The sequence below is a fragment of the Pseudodesulfovibrio cashew genome, from assembly GCF_009762795.1.
Lineage (GTDB): Bacteria > Desulfobacterota > Desulfovibrionia > Desulfovibrionales > Desulfovibrionaceae > Pseudodesulfovibrio > Pseudodesulfovibrio cashew.
Genome location: NZ_CP046400.1, coordinates 2931405 through 2947259, shown reverse-complemented (window position 1 = coordinate 2947259; position 15855 = coordinate 2931405). Strand labels below are relative to the sequence as shown.

The 15855-nt window shown below is 55.6% G+C and carries 20 protein-coding genes; 6 read left to right on the top strand and 14 right to left on the bottom strand.

All coding sequences use genetic code 11. From position 1 onward, the window contains the following. Nucleotides 1–14 precede the first annotated feature (14 nt). Nucleotides 15–737 (bottom strand): OmpA/MotB family protein, encoded by a 723-nt coding sequence (locus GM415_RS13390; protein WP_158948999.1) that lies wholly within the window; start codon nt 735–737, stop codon nt 15–17. A gap of 184 nt (nt 738–921) precedes the next feature. Here GM415_RS13390 and GM415_RS13385 point away from each other — a divergent pair, with 184 nt between their 5' ends. Beyond that, nucleotides 922–1539 carry a Maf family protein gene (locus tag GM415_RS13385; RefSeq protein ID WP_158948997.1) on the top strand — a complete coding sequence of 206 codons (618 nt, stop codon included), beginning with the start codon at nt 922–924 and terminating at the stop codon, nt 1537–1539. Nucleotides 1540–1654: 115 nt separating this feature from the next. On the opposite strand, the gene GM415_RS13380 is transcribed toward GM415_RS13385, so the two are convergent. Continuing rightward, entirely contained in the window at nt 1655–2455 is an 801-nt protein-coding gene (locus tag GM415_RS13380; RefSeq protein ID WP_158948995.1) for a hypothetical protein, read from the bottom strand. Between the two features lie 259 nt (nt 2456–2714). Between GM415_RS13380 and GM415_RS13375 the strand changes: the two genes are divergently transcribed. From GM415_RS13375 to GM415_RS13365, 3 genes are all read left to right on the top strand, one after another. Beyond that, nucleotides 2715–3128, top strand: a complete 414-nt coding sequence (locus GM415_RS13375; RefSeq protein ID WP_158948993.1) for a PaaI family thioesterase — start codon at nt 2715–2717, stop codon at nt 3126–3128. 261 nt (nt 3129–3389) lie between these two features. Beyond that, a complete protein-coding gene (locus tag GM415_RS13370) occupies nt 3390–4034 on the top strand; it encodes a TetR/AcrR family transcriptional regulator (RefSeq protein WP_158948991.1) in 645 nt (214 codons plus the stop codon). Next, nucleotides 4021–4392, top strand: coding sequence for a hypothetical protein (locus tag GM415_RS13365; RefSeq protein WP_158948989.1), 372 nt, complete (start codon nt 4021–4023; stop codon nt 4390–4392). The genes GM415_RS13370 and GM415_RS13365 overlap by 14 nt, the downstream gene beginning before the upstream one ends. Nucleotides 4393–4566: 174 nt before the next feature. Here GM415_RS13365 and GM415_RS13360 read toward each other — a convergent pair whose 3' ends face one another. Next, entirely contained in the window at nt 4567–5055 is a 489-nt protein-coding gene (locus GM415_RS13360; RefSeq protein ID WP_199244299.1) for a GNAT family N-acetyltransferase, read from the bottom strand. 143 nt (nt 5056–5198) lie between these two features. Between GM415_RS13360 and GM415_RS13355 the strand changes: the two genes are divergently transcribed. Beyond that, entirely contained in the window at nt 5199–5636 is a 438-nt protein-coding gene (locus tag GM415_RS13355; RefSeq protein ID WP_158948985.1) for a VOC family protein, read from the top strand. 66 nt (nt 5637–5702) lie between these two features. On the opposite strand, the gene GM415_RS13350 is transcribed toward GM415_RS13355, so the two are convergent. The 3 genes from GM415_RS13350 to GM415_RS13340 all read right to left on the bottom strand — a co-directional run bounded on the left by GM415_RS13350 (nt 5703) and on the right by GM415_RS13340 (nt 8335). Further along, nucleotides 5703–6212 carry a GNAT family N-acetyltransferase gene (locus GM415_RS13350; protein ID WP_158948983.1) on the bottom strand — a complete coding sequence of 170 codons (510 nt, stop codon included), beginning with the start codon at nt 6210–6212 and terminating at the stop codon, nt 5703–5705. A 385-nt stretch (nt 6213–6597) separates the two neighbouring features. Further along, nucleotides 6598–7143, bottom strand: a complete 546-nt coding sequence (locus GM415_RS13345) for a class I SAM-dependent methyltransferase (protein ID WP_158948981.1) — start codon at nt 7141–7143, stop codon at nt 6598–6600. An 85-nt stretch (nt 7144–7228) separates the two neighbouring features. Beyond that, nucleotides 7229–8335 (bottom strand): radical SAM/SPASM domain-containing protein, encoded by a 1107-nt coding sequence (locus tag GM415_RS13340; protein ID WP_158948979.1) that lies wholly within the window; start codon nt 8333–8335, stop codon nt 7229–7231. Nucleotides 8336–8552: 217 nt separating this feature from the next. Here GM415_RS13340 and GM415_RS13335 point away from each other — a divergent pair, with 217 nt between their 5' ends. Beyond that, complete coding sequence (locus GM415_RS13335; RefSeq protein WP_199244298.1) at nt 8553–9035, top strand: phosphatidylglycerophosphatase A family protein; 483 nt, start codon at nt 8553–8555, stop codon at nt 9033–9035. A gap of 83 nt (nt 9036–9118) precedes the next feature. On the opposite strand, the gene pal is transcribed toward GM415_RS13335, so the two are convergent. The 8 genes from pal to miaB form a co-directional block, all read right to left on the bottom strand. Continuing rightward, a complete protein-coding gene (pal, locus tag GM415_RS13330; RefSeq protein ID WP_158948975.1) occupies nt 9119–9673 on the bottom strand; it encodes a peptidoglycan-associated lipoprotein Pal in 555 nt (184 codons plus the stop codon). Nucleotides 9674–9795: 122 nt separating this feature from the next. Then, on the bottom strand, nt 9796–11106 hold the full coding sequence (locus GM415_RS13325; protein ID WP_158948973.1) for a PD40 domain-containing protein: 1311 nt from the start codon (nt 11104–11106) through the stop codon (nt 9796–9798). 5 nt (nt 11107–11111) lie between these two features. Further along, complete coding sequence (locus GM415_RS13320; RefSeq protein ID WP_158948971.1) at nt 11112–12035, bottom strand: energy transducer TonB; 924 nt, start codon at nt 12033–12035, stop codon at nt 11112–11114. Between the two features lie 22 nt (nt 12036–12057). Further along, nucleotides 12058–12471, bottom strand: a complete 414-nt coding sequence (gene tolR, locus GM415_RS13315) for a protein TolR (protein WP_158948969.1) — start codon at nt 12469–12471, stop codon at nt 12058–12060. 9 nt (nt 12472–12480) lie between these two features. Beyond that, nucleotides 12481–13185, bottom strand: a complete 705-nt coding sequence (gene tolQ, locus GM415_RS13310; protein ID WP_158948967.1) for a protein TolQ — start codon at nt 13183–13185, stop codon at nt 12481–12483. A gap of 111 nt (nt 13186–13296) precedes the next feature. After that, complete coding sequence (locus tag GM415_RS13305) at nt 13297–13947, bottom strand: histidinol phosphate phosphatase domain-containing protein (protein WP_158948965.1); 651 nt, start codon at nt 13945–13947, stop codon at nt 13297–13299. A 7-nt stretch (nt 13948–13954) separates the two neighbouring features. Then, nucleotides 13955–14449, bottom strand: coding sequence for a bifunctional nuclease family protein (locus GM415_RS13300; RefSeq protein ID WP_158948963.1), 495 nt, complete (start codon nt 14447–14449; stop codon nt 13955–13957). Next, nucleotides 14443–15786 carry a tRNA (N6-isopentenyl adenosine(37)-C2)-methylthiotransferase MiaB gene (gene miaB / locus GM415_RS13295; RefSeq protein WP_158948960.1) on the bottom strand — a complete coding sequence of 448 codons (1344 nt, stop codon included), beginning with the start codon at nt 15784–15786 and terminating at the stop codon, nt 14443–14445. Before miaB ends, GM415_RS13300 begins: the two co-directional genes overlap by 7 nt. Nucleotides 15787–15855 lie beyond the last annotated feature (69 nt).

Here is a 15855-nt window from a genome sequence, read left to right as displayed (position 1 = left end):
TTCCTCCACCCCGTTCAGATTTCATTGGTGATGACGATTTCAACCCGCCGGTTACTGGCGCGGTTGACTTCCGTCGTGCCGGGGATTTCCGGCGTATAGGAACCGCGTCCGGTAATGGTAACCCGCTTGGGGTCCACCTCGAAGCGGCTTATGAGCATTTGGGCAACGTCTGAGGCTCGTTGCGTCGAGAGAGCAAAGCTTTCGGCTCCTTCCGCCTCATCCTCCGAGGCATAGCCGATGACGTGGACCACTCCCACGCTGAGCCGGATGACCTCCGCGATTTCGGAGAGGTATTGGTTTGCTCCCTCCTTCAGCCCGCCAAGACCCGGATCGAAAAACAACGCCCCGCGCAGGGTAACGCGGATACGGTTGCCATCTTCACGGACCACGGACACGCCGTTGGAACGAGATCGGAACAGAACCTCGCTGGAGGAGATACTGACCCGTTCCTGAGAAACGCCGGTATCCGCCCTGCTGGCGATCTGGCCGATGAGCCCGATGAGCGGATCAAGGGAGCTACTCGCCTTGGCTTGCTCAGAACTTTCGTTGCTGAACAGAACCTTCACGTCCTGATGGGTGTCGGCATAAATGAACAGCACCACGAAGAGGACGAACATGACCATCATCAGATCCGACCAGGGTACAGCCCAATCATGCATACCCTCCGCGTTGGAGGAGCCCCCCATCTGGTCGAATGACGAAAGTCCGTCGCTGTATCGCTTGTCAATTTCCTGCATGGCATCTCCTGCGGTTGTCCGCGAACGGAAACAAGCAAGAACTCTGCCATAAATATAACCATCAGTATTCATTAGATTATTTTACATGCCGATCACTTCAAGACACAAAGAGAAAGGGTAATGACAAAAAACCGTCGCCGGATCCTCCGTTGACGAGACCCGGATTATGGGCAAAGAGATGGCCATGACTAAAACGACCAACGGCCCGTTCCGTACCACCGGCCCCCTCGTCCTGGCCTCGGGTTCTCCGCGCAGGCGGGAACTACTCGCCGATCTCGGACTCGACTTCACGATACATCCTTCCACCATGACCGAACCCGCCCCGGAGACCGGTGAAAAACCCGAAGCCTATGCCCTGCGCATGGCCGAACTGAAAACCAGAGACGTGGCCGCGCATTTTCCCGACGCCACGGTGCTCGGCGCGGACACCATCGTGGTCCTGGACGATCGCATCATGGGCAAGCCTCAAGATGCCGAACACGCCCTGGAGATGCTCAGGTCCCTTTCCGGGCAAACCCACCAGGTCATCACCGCTTTCTGCATAGTCCCGCCAAAAGGCGAGCCCATGGTCCAAGCCGTTGTCACGGACGTGGACATGCGCGTCTCCGGCGATACGGAATTGGAAAGCTACATAGCCACAGGCGAACCCATGGATAAAGCCGGGGCCTATGCCATTCAGGGCATCGGCACCTTCCTGGTCACGGCCATACGAGGGTCCTACACCAACGTCGTGGGGCTGCCGCTGGCGAGAGTTTTGGAAGTTTTGCTGTCCTGGGGTGTTGCCGTTCCACAGGAAGGATAATAAATATACATTTGGGGTATTTTCATAAGCAATCTAAGACAAAGCCCCCACGGCGCTCCCACACAATGGCTAATTACAGGTAAATTTAAGAGTACTTGGTTTCAGTTTGACTGAATCATGAATGAAACCATTTTAGCAAAGTCTCTTTTCCCTCATCAGATATTTGCTGCGATATGAAATCGTGCATAAGTTGTGGTTCCGGATCGTTATATTCTGACTCTACTCGCTCTTCCCATGTACTGTAATCGTTGACATCTGAAACAGTAATAAATCCGATCCCAAATCTCTTAGCTGTCTCATCAATTGATTTTAATAACCCATTGTCGTCATTGTATTCTTTTGGAATAGTAGAAAGAAGATATGATCTTGTAGATGCTTTGTTATGCGATAAAGACTCATAAACTCCCTTAGCATCAAGACCAGACCAGGGCTTAATCTCGAAGGTAATTATCTCGAACTGCTTTCTAGGAACATATAGGAATGTTGAGTAGCTAAGGATTGTAATATCTGGGCGTGACCAAACTCCCCCAGTTGCCCGCCGTCCCTGTTGAGCTGTTACTTCAAGCAACCAAGGATCAAGTCTCTTGTCTTTTACCCACCTTGATTCAATTAGTTTTTGAATTGGAGAATATAAATCAATTTCGCTTGTTATACTACTACATTCAGTTTGATTTGTTGGCTCAGGTTCAGGCTGTGAAGCCTCTGGACGAAGAACACTACCTCCTTTGCCTCGGCCAAGGACTAGATCTCCTTTATCGACCAATTTATTTCTTACTTCCCAATACTTGCTGTCATCCCACCCTTTTTCACTCAATTCTGAAAGTAAGGTAATATTACCTGCCTTTCCTCCAAGCCCTTCAAGCGCTACGAGCAATTGCTCTTCCGGGTTCTCAAGTCTGTCGCTGTCAGTCGGCATAATTACCCTCAATTTTAGATCATTATTATTTCTTGCTCCACTTGTGTCATACGAAATCGAGTAAGTCTTGACAATGAAAGCGCACAAGCTCCGATCAATATAATTTCATTCTGGCAAGCTCCCACAGGCCCACTTCAATGCGTTTCGTGAAGTAAAAGTCAATTGACGACAAGCCGTTACAACCTTACCATATTGATCAATATAGTGGGATTCCGAGTGGCGGGATTACAAACACACAGAATGCACAGTAGGGAAGCTCATGCCCATAGAAAAATTCATCGAAAGCGGATTTCCTTTTCACCAATTCCTCGGCGTCAAAGTGGATAAAATCGATGAAGAGTCCGTACGGCTGTACATCCCTTTCAAGGATGAACTGATCGGACATGCGGACAGTGCGATGATTCATGGCGGGGTTATATCAACGCTGGCCGACATCTGTGGCGGTTTTGCCGTTTGGACGCGCTGTGAACGCAAGGATTTTGTCGCCACGATTACGCTCAGCGTCGATTACCTGAGACCGGCAGCCGCTTGCGACCTGTACGCCGAGGCAACAGTTCGCCTGTTGGGGAACAAGGTCGGCAACGCACATGTCGTCATTTGGTCCGAAGACAACCCGGAAGTCCATGTGGCCGAAGGGCGAGGCGTCTACAACATCAAGCGCGGCAAAAAATAGCATCATAAGTCTGGCTCACACGCCGGATGCGATTCCCGGAAATGTATTGTCCGGGCACAGAGCTGACAGAATCTCCGCTCACCGCAATCGCCAACATAGCACTCCATAACATCTGCCTGAAGCACGGTATCTGCGTCGGTCAAAAGATAATTGTACCAGGCATGTCCTCGTCAATATCCATTTGACATCTTCATTAGTGAACATTACATTCATTTTTAAAAATGAATGCACAATTCACTTTTGTGCGCACGGGAGAAGCTGATGGTTCAAATTCTGAAGGACACGGTACGGACGCAAATACTTTCGGCCGCCAGGGAACGATTCGCCAAGGTTGGATTCAAAAAGGCAACCATGGGGGACATAGCAAGCGAAGCTGGTGTGGCCACCGGAACTATCTACAAATATTTCAAAAACAAAAACAGACTGTTCGGGGCGATCATCACCGACAGTCTGGTGGATGCATACCTGCGGTTAACACAAAACAGGATTGCCTCCTTCGCAAGGAAAGACGGTCCCTTGAGTCCCGACAATAAAACGCAAGTTGCGTCTGGAGAATTACTGCAATTCTACGTCGACAACCGGTTGGAAATCATAATTATTCTATCGCGAGCGCAAGGAACGAAATATGAATCGTTCGCAAGGGAGTACGTCCAGTCCATGGAATCGCAATCCATTCGACAGGCACAGAAACAGTTCCCCGAAATGACTTTGTCGCCCACGTTTCATTTCATGGTAAAAAATATCCTCGAAGAGTCCGTACGCTTCCTTGTTTCTGCCCTGGAGACATTCACGGAAGCGGAATCCATCATGAAAGCGCTCTCCGCAATGACGGCATACCAACTCGCCGGAATCAACGCCCTGATCGACTGGGCACACAAGGACGGAAAAGAAAATGACCGGATTTGACTTATTGGCGGAATCAAAAATTCGGCAATGGGAGCAAGATGTCCGGGAAGGAAGGATTCAACCATCAAAAACGGCAAAAGCCGAATCGGTCGGACAATACGAGCCCCTTGAAAAGAAGCTCTTTCGCGATATCAGGAAAAATATCATCAAAGCGTACATGTCGTCGGGACAGGAGCGCAGACAGCTACTTGAGGATGCCGGCAATATGCACGTCCAGTTATCCTCCCGATTGGAGCGATCCGGCTACAACAGGATGTCAAAGATGTTTTCGGATACAATTCAAGCAGTGAAGGCCGCAGCGGGTGCGGCTGAACAGGACCTGGAAACTCTGCGGGCCATGTTGGAGGAAATGGATTGAGCAAAACGCTTAGCGCTCTCCCTTCTCCCATATCCGGCCTCTCCTCGCAGACGGCCAGCCATGTTGCTTCTATCCAACGGGGTCATCCAGTCCATATCTTCACCACAATGAGAGGCCCGAAATCACGAAAGCACACAAAAGGAAAGCTGTCAGGACCAAGGCACAGAGAAGACTTTAGGGAATAAGTCGTTTTCCCAGGATGGAGAGGCTGTACTCTTTGCCGTCCATCTCCGCGATGTCCGGCAAACGGCCCCACTCCTCAAAGCCGAAGGAACGGAAGAGCCGTATGCTCGGCTCGTTATGGGAAAAGATGTAGCCAACAATCGTCTTGATGCCCAGGCCAGGAGCCATCCCCATAACCTCGTCGAGCAACCTGCGTCCGAGGCCCCGCCGCCGGTAAGCCGGATCAATATAAATACTGATTTCCGCTGTATGATTATAGGCCGGGCGGCCATAGAAGGATTCGAAACTCACCCAGGCAGCGACCTCGCCCTCCTCCTCATGAACCAGGATGGGCCGCTTGCCGGGGACATGATTCCTGAACCACGGCAGCTTGGACTCTACGCTGACTTCCTCGGTGTCCGCAGTGGACTGACGGGTTGCAACCGTCGTATTGTAGATAGCCACGATTTTGGGAAGGTCCTGCTCCGTCGCATCCCGCATGCTCTTCACTCCTGCTGGTTCCTGTTGCGAATCCGTATTGTACGCTTTCAAAATACAGCCTGGAATCGTGTAATTTTTTTTCGTTTAGATTACAAAGGGAATTATCGGTATACAGAAAGACAATTCATCATCAGGAGAGAACAATGGAACCAAGAATAAGCCTCATCACCCTCGGAGTTTCCGACCTGGAACGAGCCTACCGCTTCTATCACCGGGCATTGGGATTTCCCGCAAAGGGCACACCGGAGTCGGGCATCGTCTTTTTCGAGACGAATGGCACCCGCCTCGCCCTTTACCCGCTGGACAAACTGGCAGAGGATGCCTGTCAGGACGCGGGCGAGGCGCCGCCAGCTTTTTCAGGCGTGACCCTTGCCCATGTGGCGCGAAGCAAGGTGGACGTGGACGAACTCCTGTCCCTTGCCGCAGACGCTGGGGGACGCGTCGTCAAACCGGCCCAGGACGTGTTCTGGGGCGGCTACAGCGGCTACTTCGCCGACCCTGATGGGCACCTATGGGAAGTGGCCTATGCCGATTTCTGGCAATTCAATCCTGACGGTAGCCTCGTGCTTGAAGGCTTTTAAAACAAAAAGGCGCGGGAGAGCCTAGCTACCCCGCGCCATGTCTGTCGTTTTTTTTACCAGCCCTGACTATTGCGTGTAAAACGCGGCATGAGCCATGATCCTCCCCTTGGGATTGGCTTCGCCCAATGGCAAGGCCAGGACAAACTGGGACGGAACGCCTTCCCAAGTCAATCCGTCCACGCTCGCGAAGCCGAACCGGCCGTAGTAACCGGGATCGCCCACCAGGACGATTCCAGCGGCTCCACTAAGTTTCAGGATGCGGATCGCCTCCCGAATCAGAGCCGACCCGATTCCCTGCTTCTGATGCGCGGGCAGAACGCCCACTGGTCCGAGCAGGAACCAGCCCGCCGCATCCTCGCCCACCGTTGCGGAGGAAAGGGCGATATGGCCGACGGCCGTGCCTTCCTCTTCGGCGAGCAACGATACTTCCAAAGCTCCATCCGCGCGGAGCATACTGACAATCAAAGGCTCCTGTGGCTCCGCCCCGGGAGCGTGCATGGGATGGTCCTTGAACGCGGCATACTGAATCCGCTCTATGGTTCTTTCGTCCTCACGAGTTTCCTTTCTGATATGCATGATATTTCTTCCTGTTCAGTGTGTATTCCCGCCGTCTTGGCCGCGCTGTGACGCGGCTGGCATAAGCCATGCCATCTGAAAGCGCTAAACGAACTTCCAGGGCAGATGCTGAATAGATGGGGTGCAACCGAACGGACACGGCTGAAGACCCGCCCCGAAGGCGGGAAAGGAAGGCTCATGCGAAATGCAGGCATCACTCCGAGCCGGATGTAACGGGGCTAAAGGCCGCGAGGATCGCCGGCAACCCGAAGCGCAAGATCCATTATGCTTTTAAACAAACAAGTCCCGTATACCGCATGGTATCGTTTATGGATAAGATACGAATTGCCTACCCCATGCGATCGCCAATGGCAATGGTCACCAATGGAGAACTCGCCAAGAACGATCACCCTTCTCCGCGAGCCAGGAACAATTGCATGTAGAAAAATTCCGCGACCATCACGGTCTTGACCGGCTCGAAAGGAAGGGCTGCACAAAGTTCCTCTGGAGAGTAACGCTGCCACAGCGGCGGGCCAAACGGCGTGTCCACCTTGGCCATCTCCACCACCCCCAACAAACCTCCGGGACGTAACACGCGTCGCAGCTCGGCGATTAACCCAGGCATCCACTCCCGACGCAGGGAATGAATCACCGTTGAAATGAACACTCGATCCGCCTCACCGTCAGTCAGAGGCATGGTGCTCGTCATGTCGCAGACCAACGCCTCCAGGTTATCCTCAGTCGCCTCCCGACGCAGGGAATCCACGTAATGCGCGTTGACGTCCAAGGCGTACACCCTGCCTTCCGGACCAACGCTTCGAGCCATGAGCCGGGACATGTACCCCGAGCCACATCCCCCATCCACGACGGTCTGGCCCCTGGAAAGCTTCAACTCCTTCAAAATCAGTGAATCGTCCAGCCGGCCTTCCGAAAATCGTTTAACATGCTGCATCTTTTACACTTTTAAAATAGATCAAAAAATTCACGAGAGAGGAATTGCATCTGTTTTTTCCAAAAACTTAAAGCGGTACTTTAACCTACATTCCTGCCGGAAATTTGAACCAGGGTAAGTCTTCGCGTACGCCGTGGTCTCTGAGGATGGCGGCAACGACCTTAAGCTTTCTCACTGTCAAGAGCGGCTTGACATGCTCGCTGACATTATCCAGGCATTGCGTGCAAAACGAATGAATAGGAGCGAAGTCGTCGAACCCCCGGCGCACCCTGTTCATCTCCTCGCCCAACCAGAATTCCTTGAGATCGGTGTCAGCGTCCAGGATCCCTGCAATGGCGTTGGCGCTGGGGTCGCAACAACAATACGCCACCTTGCCATCCGCCTGGATGGACATCATGGTGTAGCATGAATCGCAATAACCACGAGCCGCTGCCGGAACATCCATATCAACGAAGGCATCGTAGGAATTGGGCATTATCTTGGTTGGCTGGACCTGGATGACCGTCTCACCATCTTCAAAAAGCGGCAACGGGGCTCTCCTGGCAATTAGTCCGGCCCACTCTGCCATGTCCTGATCCGGATCAAGGCCAAGCCAGGCCGCAGTGGCCAGAGACTTCCGCAGGATGCCATCCACGTCCTTTATCTCCTTGCTGTACTCCATATCGCCGCTGAAGAGGGAATAATCGGCGATTTGCAGGGAAATACGACCCGGAACCGTATGCGCGATGCGATGGCTGAGGAAGGCGTGCAGCTTTGCCCTGTAGCGGTCATAGGCAACGGCGGTATTGCGGTAAACGTAATCATCCTCATCAGCGCTGAAGCTGAGCAGCAGGTTCATGGGCAAATCGTAGGCCCCTTTTCCAATGGCCATTCCGTTGGTTGCGGAAATGAACCGGCCTCCCCTGTCCATCACAAAACGGATGATCTCTACGATATCGGGATGAAGAAACGGCTCGTAGGTCTGCCCAAAGGAAAGGGGCCAGCCGTTGTCGAGGGTCTGCGAGATAATGCTCTTGGCCAGACCAAGATCCATATTGACCTTGCTAGGCCTGATGTTCTTCGTGGAGCAATAGGAGCAGGCAAGGTTGCAATAATTAGTAGGGGCCAAAAGAATCTGTGGCACCTCCAGACATCCGTTTAGCCCCTCTTTGTAACGGTCGTCCGCAATGAGTTTTCGCTTGAGGTTCTCCAAATTTCCCCCTTGGTTCGGGTGCGGTTTCTGCGCACGCCGTTGTATGGCGACTTGTTACACCAATTGGCGCGGCTTCTCAATGCGCACCCTATGATCTCATCGGTCATTTTACCAATATCTTAATACGATTGCACGAATACGCTCCCATGAAACTGAACTGCGGCGGCGCGGTATCTGGGCTGGAAAGACAAACGCTGACATGATAGGAATAACGCCCATGATCAATACGAAAGCACAACTCCCCTCGGATAAACTGGCCCTGGCCATCGCGACCCTCGGCCCCATCGGCAACTTTCCAAAGGCACCAGGCACCTGGGGCTCCCTGGCGGCTGTCATCGCCGCGCCCTGGCTTTTCCTCGCGTTTCCCCCGCCGGGCCGCCTGCTCATCCTGGCCTTCGTCTTTGCCGTAGGCACATGGGCCAGCTCCAGGGCTGAATCGATTCTGGTCAAAAAGGACCCGGGCTGCGTTATCATCGACGAAGTCTTCGGCCAATGGCTCGCCCTGCTCTGCTTTACGGCCATGCCGCTGTGGCAGCTCGGGCTCGGCTTCCTCCTGTTCCGTCTTTTCGACATTTTCAAACCGTGGCCCATCAAGCGTGTTGAAACCATCCTACCCGGCGGCCTGGGAGTCATGGCCGATGACGGCGTGGCTGGTCTCTATGCCCTGATCGTCCTGGAACTGATCACCCACACGTTCTAGTCCCCGCGCTCCCCTACAAAAAGACAAAAAAACGCCGCGTCCCCGAAAGGATGCGGCGTTTTTTTAGCAACGTTTTGTTTCGTCTATTGAACAACGAACTCCGCGCGCCGGTTTTTGGCCCATGCAGTTTCGTTGTGGGCCGGGTCCACGGGGCGCTCCTCGCCGAAGCTGACAATGGACATCCGCTCTGGCTCAACACCAAGAATAACCAGATGCTCGTATGCGGCGCGCGCACGGCGCTCACCCAGGGCAAGGTTGTATTCCTCTGTCCCACGCTCGTCGCAATGGCCTTCAATGACCACCTTGACGTCCTTGAAGCGACGCATGATGTTCGCCTTGAGGTCCAGAAGTCCCCGGGCCTCGGCATCCAATTCATAGGAATCAAAAGCAAAATGAATGGTGGCGCTGGTGAGCTCCTGTACGGCTTCAGCTTTGGCGCGAGCCTCGGCTTCGGCAGCGAGCGCAGCTTCGTCAACCGTGGATTCCGCTGGCTCCTGAGGAGTCCATTTGGAATCATCCTTGACCTCCACCTGGGTTTCAGGCGGCGCGGTGCTAGTCCTCTTCTTGGCACATCCCGCGCTCAGCATGAGCAACAGGGCCAAAATGACCATTACAACAAGATACCATCTCGATTTCATGCCAACTCCTTCGCCAGAGCCGCTGCTCGGCCATTATGGTTTAGCTTTCCAAGCACTTGTACACGTTTCTGCATTACGTGTACCCTTTCTTCCACAAAAATCAACCCACGACGGGTGACAAATCACCACTGCAGCGAGGTGTCCCATGCCGGTGCATAGGCCTGCCCCTTGCCCGTGGAAATCCGCTTGGGAGTATCCCCGTGCCGGGTGGTCAGATACAGCTTGTATTCGCCGGTCCGGTTCGACGCAAAGGCCACGAAATAGCCATCCGGGCCAAAAGCCGGATACTCGTCGTTACCGGGACCGAAGGATAGCTGCTTCTCCCTCCCCGTGGTCAGGTCATGCAAAAATATACGGTGCCCGTTGGCGGTCCGATGGGTGTAGGCCACATACCGCCCGTCCGGACTGAGGCAGGGGTGAGTGTTGTACCTGCCGGTAACGGTCACCCGACGAACCTGCCCGGACTTGACGTCCATAATGAAAATATGCGGATTCCCGGCCCGCCCCGAGGTGAACGCCATCTTGGTCCCGGTCCGGTCAAAACTCGGAGAGACGTCGATATACGGACTCTTTGCCAATGTACGCAGTGGTTTGTACTGATCATCCAATTCATAGATGTTGGTCGCACCATTCCGATTAAGCGAGGCGACCAGCTTGTCCTGGGGATCGAAAATCGGGCTTATTACGGTCTGCCCCAATCCCTTGGAGTAGAGGGTTATCTTCCTGGTTGCACTGTCATAAACGCCCAATTGGTGCCGGGTCTTGGCAATATGGGTAAAGGCAATCTTCTCGCCGTTGGCGGACCAGGCCGGGCTCAGATTGAAGCCGCCCAGTCGGGTGATGCGCTTCAGACCGCGTCCCTGGGGTAGAACGGTAAAGATCTCCTTAGCCTTGCCCTCCTGGCGGACGAACGCGATGGGGGAATCGAAAAATCCCTTTTTGCCGCTGAGAGCCTCAAGCAGAGCCGAACAGAACCGGTCCGCAGCCTGAGGCAATGTCGTCTCGTTAAGATCGTTATACGACTTGCCCGCCAGACGGCGGCCGCTGAAGGTTTCGAAGACGCGCGCCTCTATGTACCGGCCGTTCCAGCCGGTGGTCATGCACAGGTCGATCCGGGCCAGTTGCAGCGGCTTGTAGTCGATGTCCCGTCCGGTGACGCCCTTGCTCGGATCGCCGCCGAGAATATCGGAAACAGGCACGATTCGAAGAAACGGAATATAGCTCAAATCATTGGCCACCAACTCGGCAAAAGCCTTGGCCGAAGCCTCGGGCACGGGCGCTCCCTGAAGCCCCCTGGGAGGCAGCAAGGTTATGTTCACCAGCCGTTGCCCCGGACCGTGAATGTCCACGGTAAGGGGGCCGGCGGCATGGGCGGCAACCGCCATGCACACGGTCAGGACCACAGTCGATATCATCGTCAAAATGCGTTTCATACGATCTACTCTGCCAATTCCTGGCTGTTGAAATTGATGTGCAGCACGCGATCCCTGTCAGTGCGTGGCCGCTCCACCTGTTCCGTTTCCTTGATCGCCCGCAGGGTGGAATTGTCGAATTCGGGATTTCCCGAAGATTCCAGAATCCTGGAGGCCAAAATCTTTCCGTCCTTGTCCAGGACTATCTCCAAGGTGGCCAGCAGGTTAGCCTCTCCCGCAAAGCTGGGATAGCGCCAGTGCTTCTTGATGGCCGTCCCTACAATCAGGGCATAGACCTCGGAAAGACCGGAACCGGTGCCTCCCTGGGCACCCCCCACCGTGCCGCCCTCGACGCCTCCTTCCACCCCTCCGGGCTGTCCGCCGTGGGCATAGACGTCGCCCTTTTCCTTCTTGAGGGCGGCCAACTCCTGGCGCAAGGCCTGGCTCTTCTTCGCTTCCTGCTTCTTGACCTGCGCCTTGGCCGCTGCCAGGGCCTCGGCCCGCAGCTGCGCCGCCGTCTTTTGCGGCTTGGGTTTCGACTTGGGCTTGGGTTTCGGTTTGGGCTTTTCTTCCTTTTTCTTGATGATGGTCTTTTTCTCGACCTTTTTCTCGCTGATTTTCTTGGCTTCCGGCTCGGGCTTAGGCTCAGGTTTGGGTTCCGGCTTGGGCTCGGGCTTGGCCTCTACAACTGGGGCAGCCTTGACCTCCACGGCCGGTTCAGAGGCCGCTTCAACCTCCGGCACCGGGGTTTCCGGAGTCGTATTGGAGGGAGCCTCCACCACCGGCGTCGGAGCGGGGGGCGGAGGAGGAGCCAGGGATACAAGGTCCACGGTGTAGACGGGCCTGTCCATATCCACATGCGTGGCGGGCCCTCCCGCCCAGAACAAGGCGTAGGCCAACAATCCCCCGTGCAGGACAATGGAAAGAACCAGTCCGAAACTCAGGCGCATATACTCGTCATCCCTTTGGGGATTACTTTTTCTCTTCTTTTTTCTGCTCGGCGACGATGCCCAGGCGCTCTATGCCCGCGCTTTTTATCTCGCCCATGACTTGAACCACGGTACCGTAGGCGACTTCCTTGTCGGCCCGAAGAAAGAGCTGTTTTTTCTGATTGGCCACCAACCGCTTCAGGTGATCAGCCAATTCATCGATGCCCACTTGGTATTCATCCAGAAAGAGTTTGCCGTCCTTCTTTACGGTGAGAACCAGGTGGTCGGCATCCTGAGGCAGATTCTTGACTGTCCGAGTGGTGGGCAGATCCACCTCCACTCCCTGGGTCATAAGGGGTGCGGTGACCATAAAAATGATCAGCAACACCAGCATGACGTCCACGAAGGGCGTCACGTTGATCTCGTTGAGGAATCCGCCGCCGGTTTTGATGGCCATGGTGCCTCCCTAGTACTTCTCGCCCTTGGACGCCCAGGCGATCTCGCGTTCCGCGCGGTTGAGAAAGGCTCCGGCGAAATCGACCATGCCGGACTCCACCTCATTCAGTTTGCCGAGGAAATAGTTGTAGAAAATGGTGGCCGGGATGGCGACTAGCAAGCCGATGGCCGTTGCGATGAGCGCCTCGGAGATGCCGGGGGCCACCGTGGCCAGGGCTGCGGACTGAGCCTGCCCGATGGAATGGAAGGAATGCATGATGCCCCAAACCGTGCCGAACAGGCCGATGAAGGGGGCCGCGTTGGCGCAAGTGGCGAGAAACGGCAGGTTGCGCGTGAGCGACCGCATCTCCTTGGAGATACCCTGCTTGAGCACGCGGCGAAGGGTGTCCTTGACCAACAGCCGCTTGCGGTCACGGCTCACATCCGCCTTCTCCAACAGGCGGAACTCCTGCACCGCCAGGGTGGAAACACGGGCCAACGGCGACTGCTCCTTGGCCCCGAGGGCCTTGAGGCCACTGGTCAGGTCCTCCGAATCCATGAACTGGTCGTATCCCATGATCACCTTCTTGCGGGCGGAGCCGATGGTGAAGAATTTGAAGAAAATGATGGTCCAGCTCCAGATGGACATGAGCGCCAGGAAAATCATGACCAGCTTCACGGCCAGGGTCGCGCCCATCAACAGCGTCAGGATTCCGCTTTCAGGCATAATGTTCATGCTTTTACCCTATGTGTTTGTGTTCCGGGAACACGCTTCTTGCGAAAAAAGCCGCGCCATACGAGACAACGGCCTTTCTGATTTCCTAGAATTCGCCACTCCGTCACAAGCCTACCGCATGCATTTCTGCACGATTTCCCAGGCATTGGCCTCTGTCCGGCGGTACTCCTCAACGGTCATCCCCGCTCCGAGTGCTATGGTCCGGCGCAGGGTCGCGCCCACCAGATCCCTGGGGGCGTGAGCGTCGTTATTGACCACCAGCTTGGCTCCGTGCTTGCGGGCCATGGCCGCCACGTGACCGTTGGTGTAACTGTGGCCGCCCCGGGTGGTGATCTCCAGGGCCACGCCCTTCTCCGCCGCCAACGCGGTCTCCTCGTCGGTGATCAGGCCTGGATGGGCGAGCACATCCACTCCCGCCTCGATGGCGGCCAGGTTGGTACCGGGAGCAACCGGCTCCACCGGCGTTTCTCCGTGCATGACCACCACCTGCGCGCCGGCATCACGGGCCTTGCCGACCATCTCGGCGATGAGCGGCGGCGCAATGTGGGTCAGTTCCACGCCGGCCATGATGTTGATGTCATAAAAGTGGCCATGCTTCTTCACAAAGCGGAGAACATTTTCCACTATGAAATAAATATTGGACTCATCGGCGTGGTCGGTCATGCAGAGGGCCTTGTACCCGATGACCTCGGCCCGGCGGACCAATTCCGCGGGAATGAGTTCGCCGTCGCTGAATACAGTATGGGTGTGCAAATCGATCATGGTCTGCCTACATTTTATATTTGGTCTCTTCTTCGGAGAATTTCTCAAGCTCGTCTGCCCACTTGTCGGCGTCCTCGGTCTTTATGACCGCCTCGCCGCCCTCCTCCTGCATGGGAGCGCCAGCTTCTTCGAGCACGCCGTCGCCTACCAGGATGGGACACTTGGCCCGCACGGCCAGGGCTATGGCGTCGGACGGACGGGAATCCAGCCGAATGGTGTCCTCGCCCGAGGCTATGACGATTTCGGCGTAGAAGGTGCCGCTTTCGAGGTCGGTGACTTCGACACGGACGACCGAGCCGTCCATCTTGCGGATAGCGGAAAGGAGCAGGTCGTGGGTCATGGGTCTGGGGAACGGCACCTTGTTCAGCGCCATGGAAATGGCCATGGCCTCCATGGCCCCTATCCAGATAGGCAGGGCGCGCCCCCCCTCCTCCTTGAGGATGAGTATGGGTGACTTGGAATTCTCGTCCAATGCCAGTCCGAAGATTTCCATCTCTACCATGGCTCGCCCGTCCTTTCGCCCAAAAGCGAATGTTTCTTGGCTTCGACGATGCGTACCGGGACCATCATCCCGACCAAACCGTCCTGTTCGGGCATGGCCACGTTGACGATCCTTCCGGCCGGATCGCGGCCTTTCCACCAGATGTCTCCGCCGTCCTGTTTGCGGCTGAGTCCCTCTATGAAAGCCACGGTTTCCGTCGATTCAAGCTTCTTTAGACATTCTCTAGTAATCTTATTTTGCAGAGTCTGCAAGCGCATCAGGCGATCTGACGCCTCCTCCGGCTCCACCTTGGGTTCCATGTTCACGGCGGCCACGCCGGGGCGGTCGGAATACTTGAATGAAAAGCTGGACTCGTACCCTACCCGCTCGACCATCTCAAGGGTGTCCATGAAGTCCTGTTCAGTCTCTCCTGGAAAGCCGACGATAAGATCCGTGGTCAGGGCGATGTCCGGACGCGCCGCCTTGAGACCGTCCACGATCTCCAAATACCGCTTGCGGTCGTACTTGCGGCGCATGGCCTTGAGCAAGACGTCCGATCCGGACTGCAGGGGCAGATGCAGCGATGGGCAGAGGTTATCCAATTCCCCGAAGGCACGGATTACCTCGGGCGCGATATCCTTGGGGTGCGAAGTGGTGAACCGAAGCCGCTCCAGGCCGTCTATGCTCGCCACTGAATACAAAAGCTGCGCAAAGCTGACGCCCGCCCCGCCCTTGTCCAGGCCAAAGCTGTTGACGTTCTGTCCGAGCAGCGTGATCTCTCGCACCCCGGATGCGGCCAATTCGCGGCACTCCTTGAGCACGGCGTCGGGATGCCGCGACTTCTGCCTGCCGCGCGTGTAGGGCACGATACAGTACGCGCAAAAGTTGTCGCACCCCTGCATGATGTTGACGAACGCCTGGCGATTATCCGAAACGACCCGGGTCTGCGTCTCTTCCCGTTCCTCGTACAGGGACACAAAGTCGAGCAGCGCCACCCTCTCATCGCTTCCCTCTGCAATCCGCTCCAAGGCGTTGGGCGCATTGGCGATGCCGTCCGAACCGAAAACCAGCTTGACGAAAGGGAAACGCTCAAAAAAGCCGCGGCCCACCTGTTGGGCCACGCACCCGCCCACGGCGGCGAAAATTTCCGGGTCTCGCTGGAGGTGGGCCGCGACCCGCCCCAGCTCGCTGTAGACTTTCTGCTCGGGTTTCTCGCGCACGCTGCACGTATTGAGCACGTAGACCTGTGCCTCGTCCTCGTCGGCTTCCTCCCAGCCCCGGCTCTCCAGGGCACGGGCCAGCCACTGCGAATCGTGCACGTTCATCTGGCACCCGAAAGTGGTGATATGAAATTTCATCTATATATTCCGGCCCGCAAGGCGGGCGTTTAACGGTTATATTACAAGGACCCTTTTCGTCCCTTATGC

Bases quoted from the DNA above. Each gene is read 5' to 3' on its own strand.
- GM415_RS13390 (WP_158948999.1), bottom strand. From the start codon at position 737: ATGCAGGAAATTGACAAGCGATACAGCGACGGACTTTCGTCATTCGAC.
- GM415_RS13385 (WP_158948997.1), top strand. From the start codon at position 922: ATGACTAAAACGACCAACGGCCCGTTCCGTACCACCGGCCCCCTCGTC.
- GM415_RS13380 (WP_158948995.1), bottom strand. From the start codon at position 2,455: ATGCCGACTGACAGCGACAGACTTGAGAACCCGGAAGAGCAATTGCTC.
- GM415_RS13375 (WP_158948993.1), top strand. From the start codon at position 2,715: ATGCCCATAGAAAAATTCATCGAAAGCGGATTTCCTTTTCACCAATTC.
- GM415_RS13370 (WP_158948991.1), top strand. From the start codon at position 3,390: ATGGTTCAAATTCTGAAGGACACGGTACGGACGCAAATACTTTCGGCC.
- GM415_RS13365 (WP_158948989.1), top strand. From the start codon at position 4,021: ATGACCGGATTTGACTTATTGGCGGAATCAAAAATTCGGCAATGGGAG.
- GM415_RS13360 (WP_199244299.1), bottom strand. From the start codon at position 5,055: ATGCGGGATGCGACGGAGCAGGACCTTCCCAAAATCGTGGCTATCTAC.
- GM415_RS13355 (WP_158948985.1), top strand. From the start codon at position 5,199: ATGGAACCAAGAATAAGCCTCATCACCCTCGGAGTTTCCGACCTGGAA.
- GM415_RS13350 (WP_158948983.1), bottom strand. From the start codon at position 6,212: ATGCATATCAGAAAGGAAACTCGTGAGGACGAAAGAACCATAGAGCGG.
- GM415_RS13345 (WP_158948981.1), bottom strand. From the start codon at position 7,143: ATGCAGCATGTTAAACGATTTTCGGAAGGCCGGCTGGACGATTCACTG.
- GM415_RS13335 (WP_199244298.1), top strand. From the start codon at position 8,553: ATGATCAATACGAAAGCACAACTCCCCTCGGATAAACTGGCCCTGGCC.
- pal (WP_158948975.1), bottom strand. From the start codon at position 9,673: ATGAAATCGAGATGGTATCTTGTTGTAATGGTCATTTTGGCCCTGTTG.
- GM415_RS13325 (WP_158948973.1), bottom strand. From the start codon at position 11,106: ATGAAACGCATTTTGACGATGATATCGACTGTGGTCCTGACCGTGTGC.
- GM415_RS13320 (WP_158948971.1), bottom strand. From the start codon at position 12,035: ATGCGCCTGAGTTTCGGACTGGTTCTTTCCATTGTCCTGCACGGGGGA.
- tolR (WP_158948969.1), bottom strand. From the start codon at position 12,471: ATGGCCATCAAAACCGGCGGCGGATTCCTCAACGAGATCAACGTGACG.
- tolQ (WP_158948967.1), bottom strand. From the start codon at position 13,185: ATGAACATTATGCCTGAAAGCGGAATCCTGACGCTGTTGATGGGCGCG.
- GM415_RS13305 (WP_158948965.1), bottom strand. From the start codon at position 13,947: ATGATCGATTTGCACACCCATACTGTATTCAGCGACGGCGAACTCATT.
- GM415_RS13300 (WP_158948963.1), bottom strand. From the start codon at position 14,449: ATGGTAGAGATGGAAATCTTCGGACTGGCATTGGACGAGAATTCCAAG.
- miaB (WP_158948960.1), bottom strand. From the start codon at position 15,786: ATGAAATTTCATATCACCACTTTCGGGTGCCAGATGAACGTGCACGAT.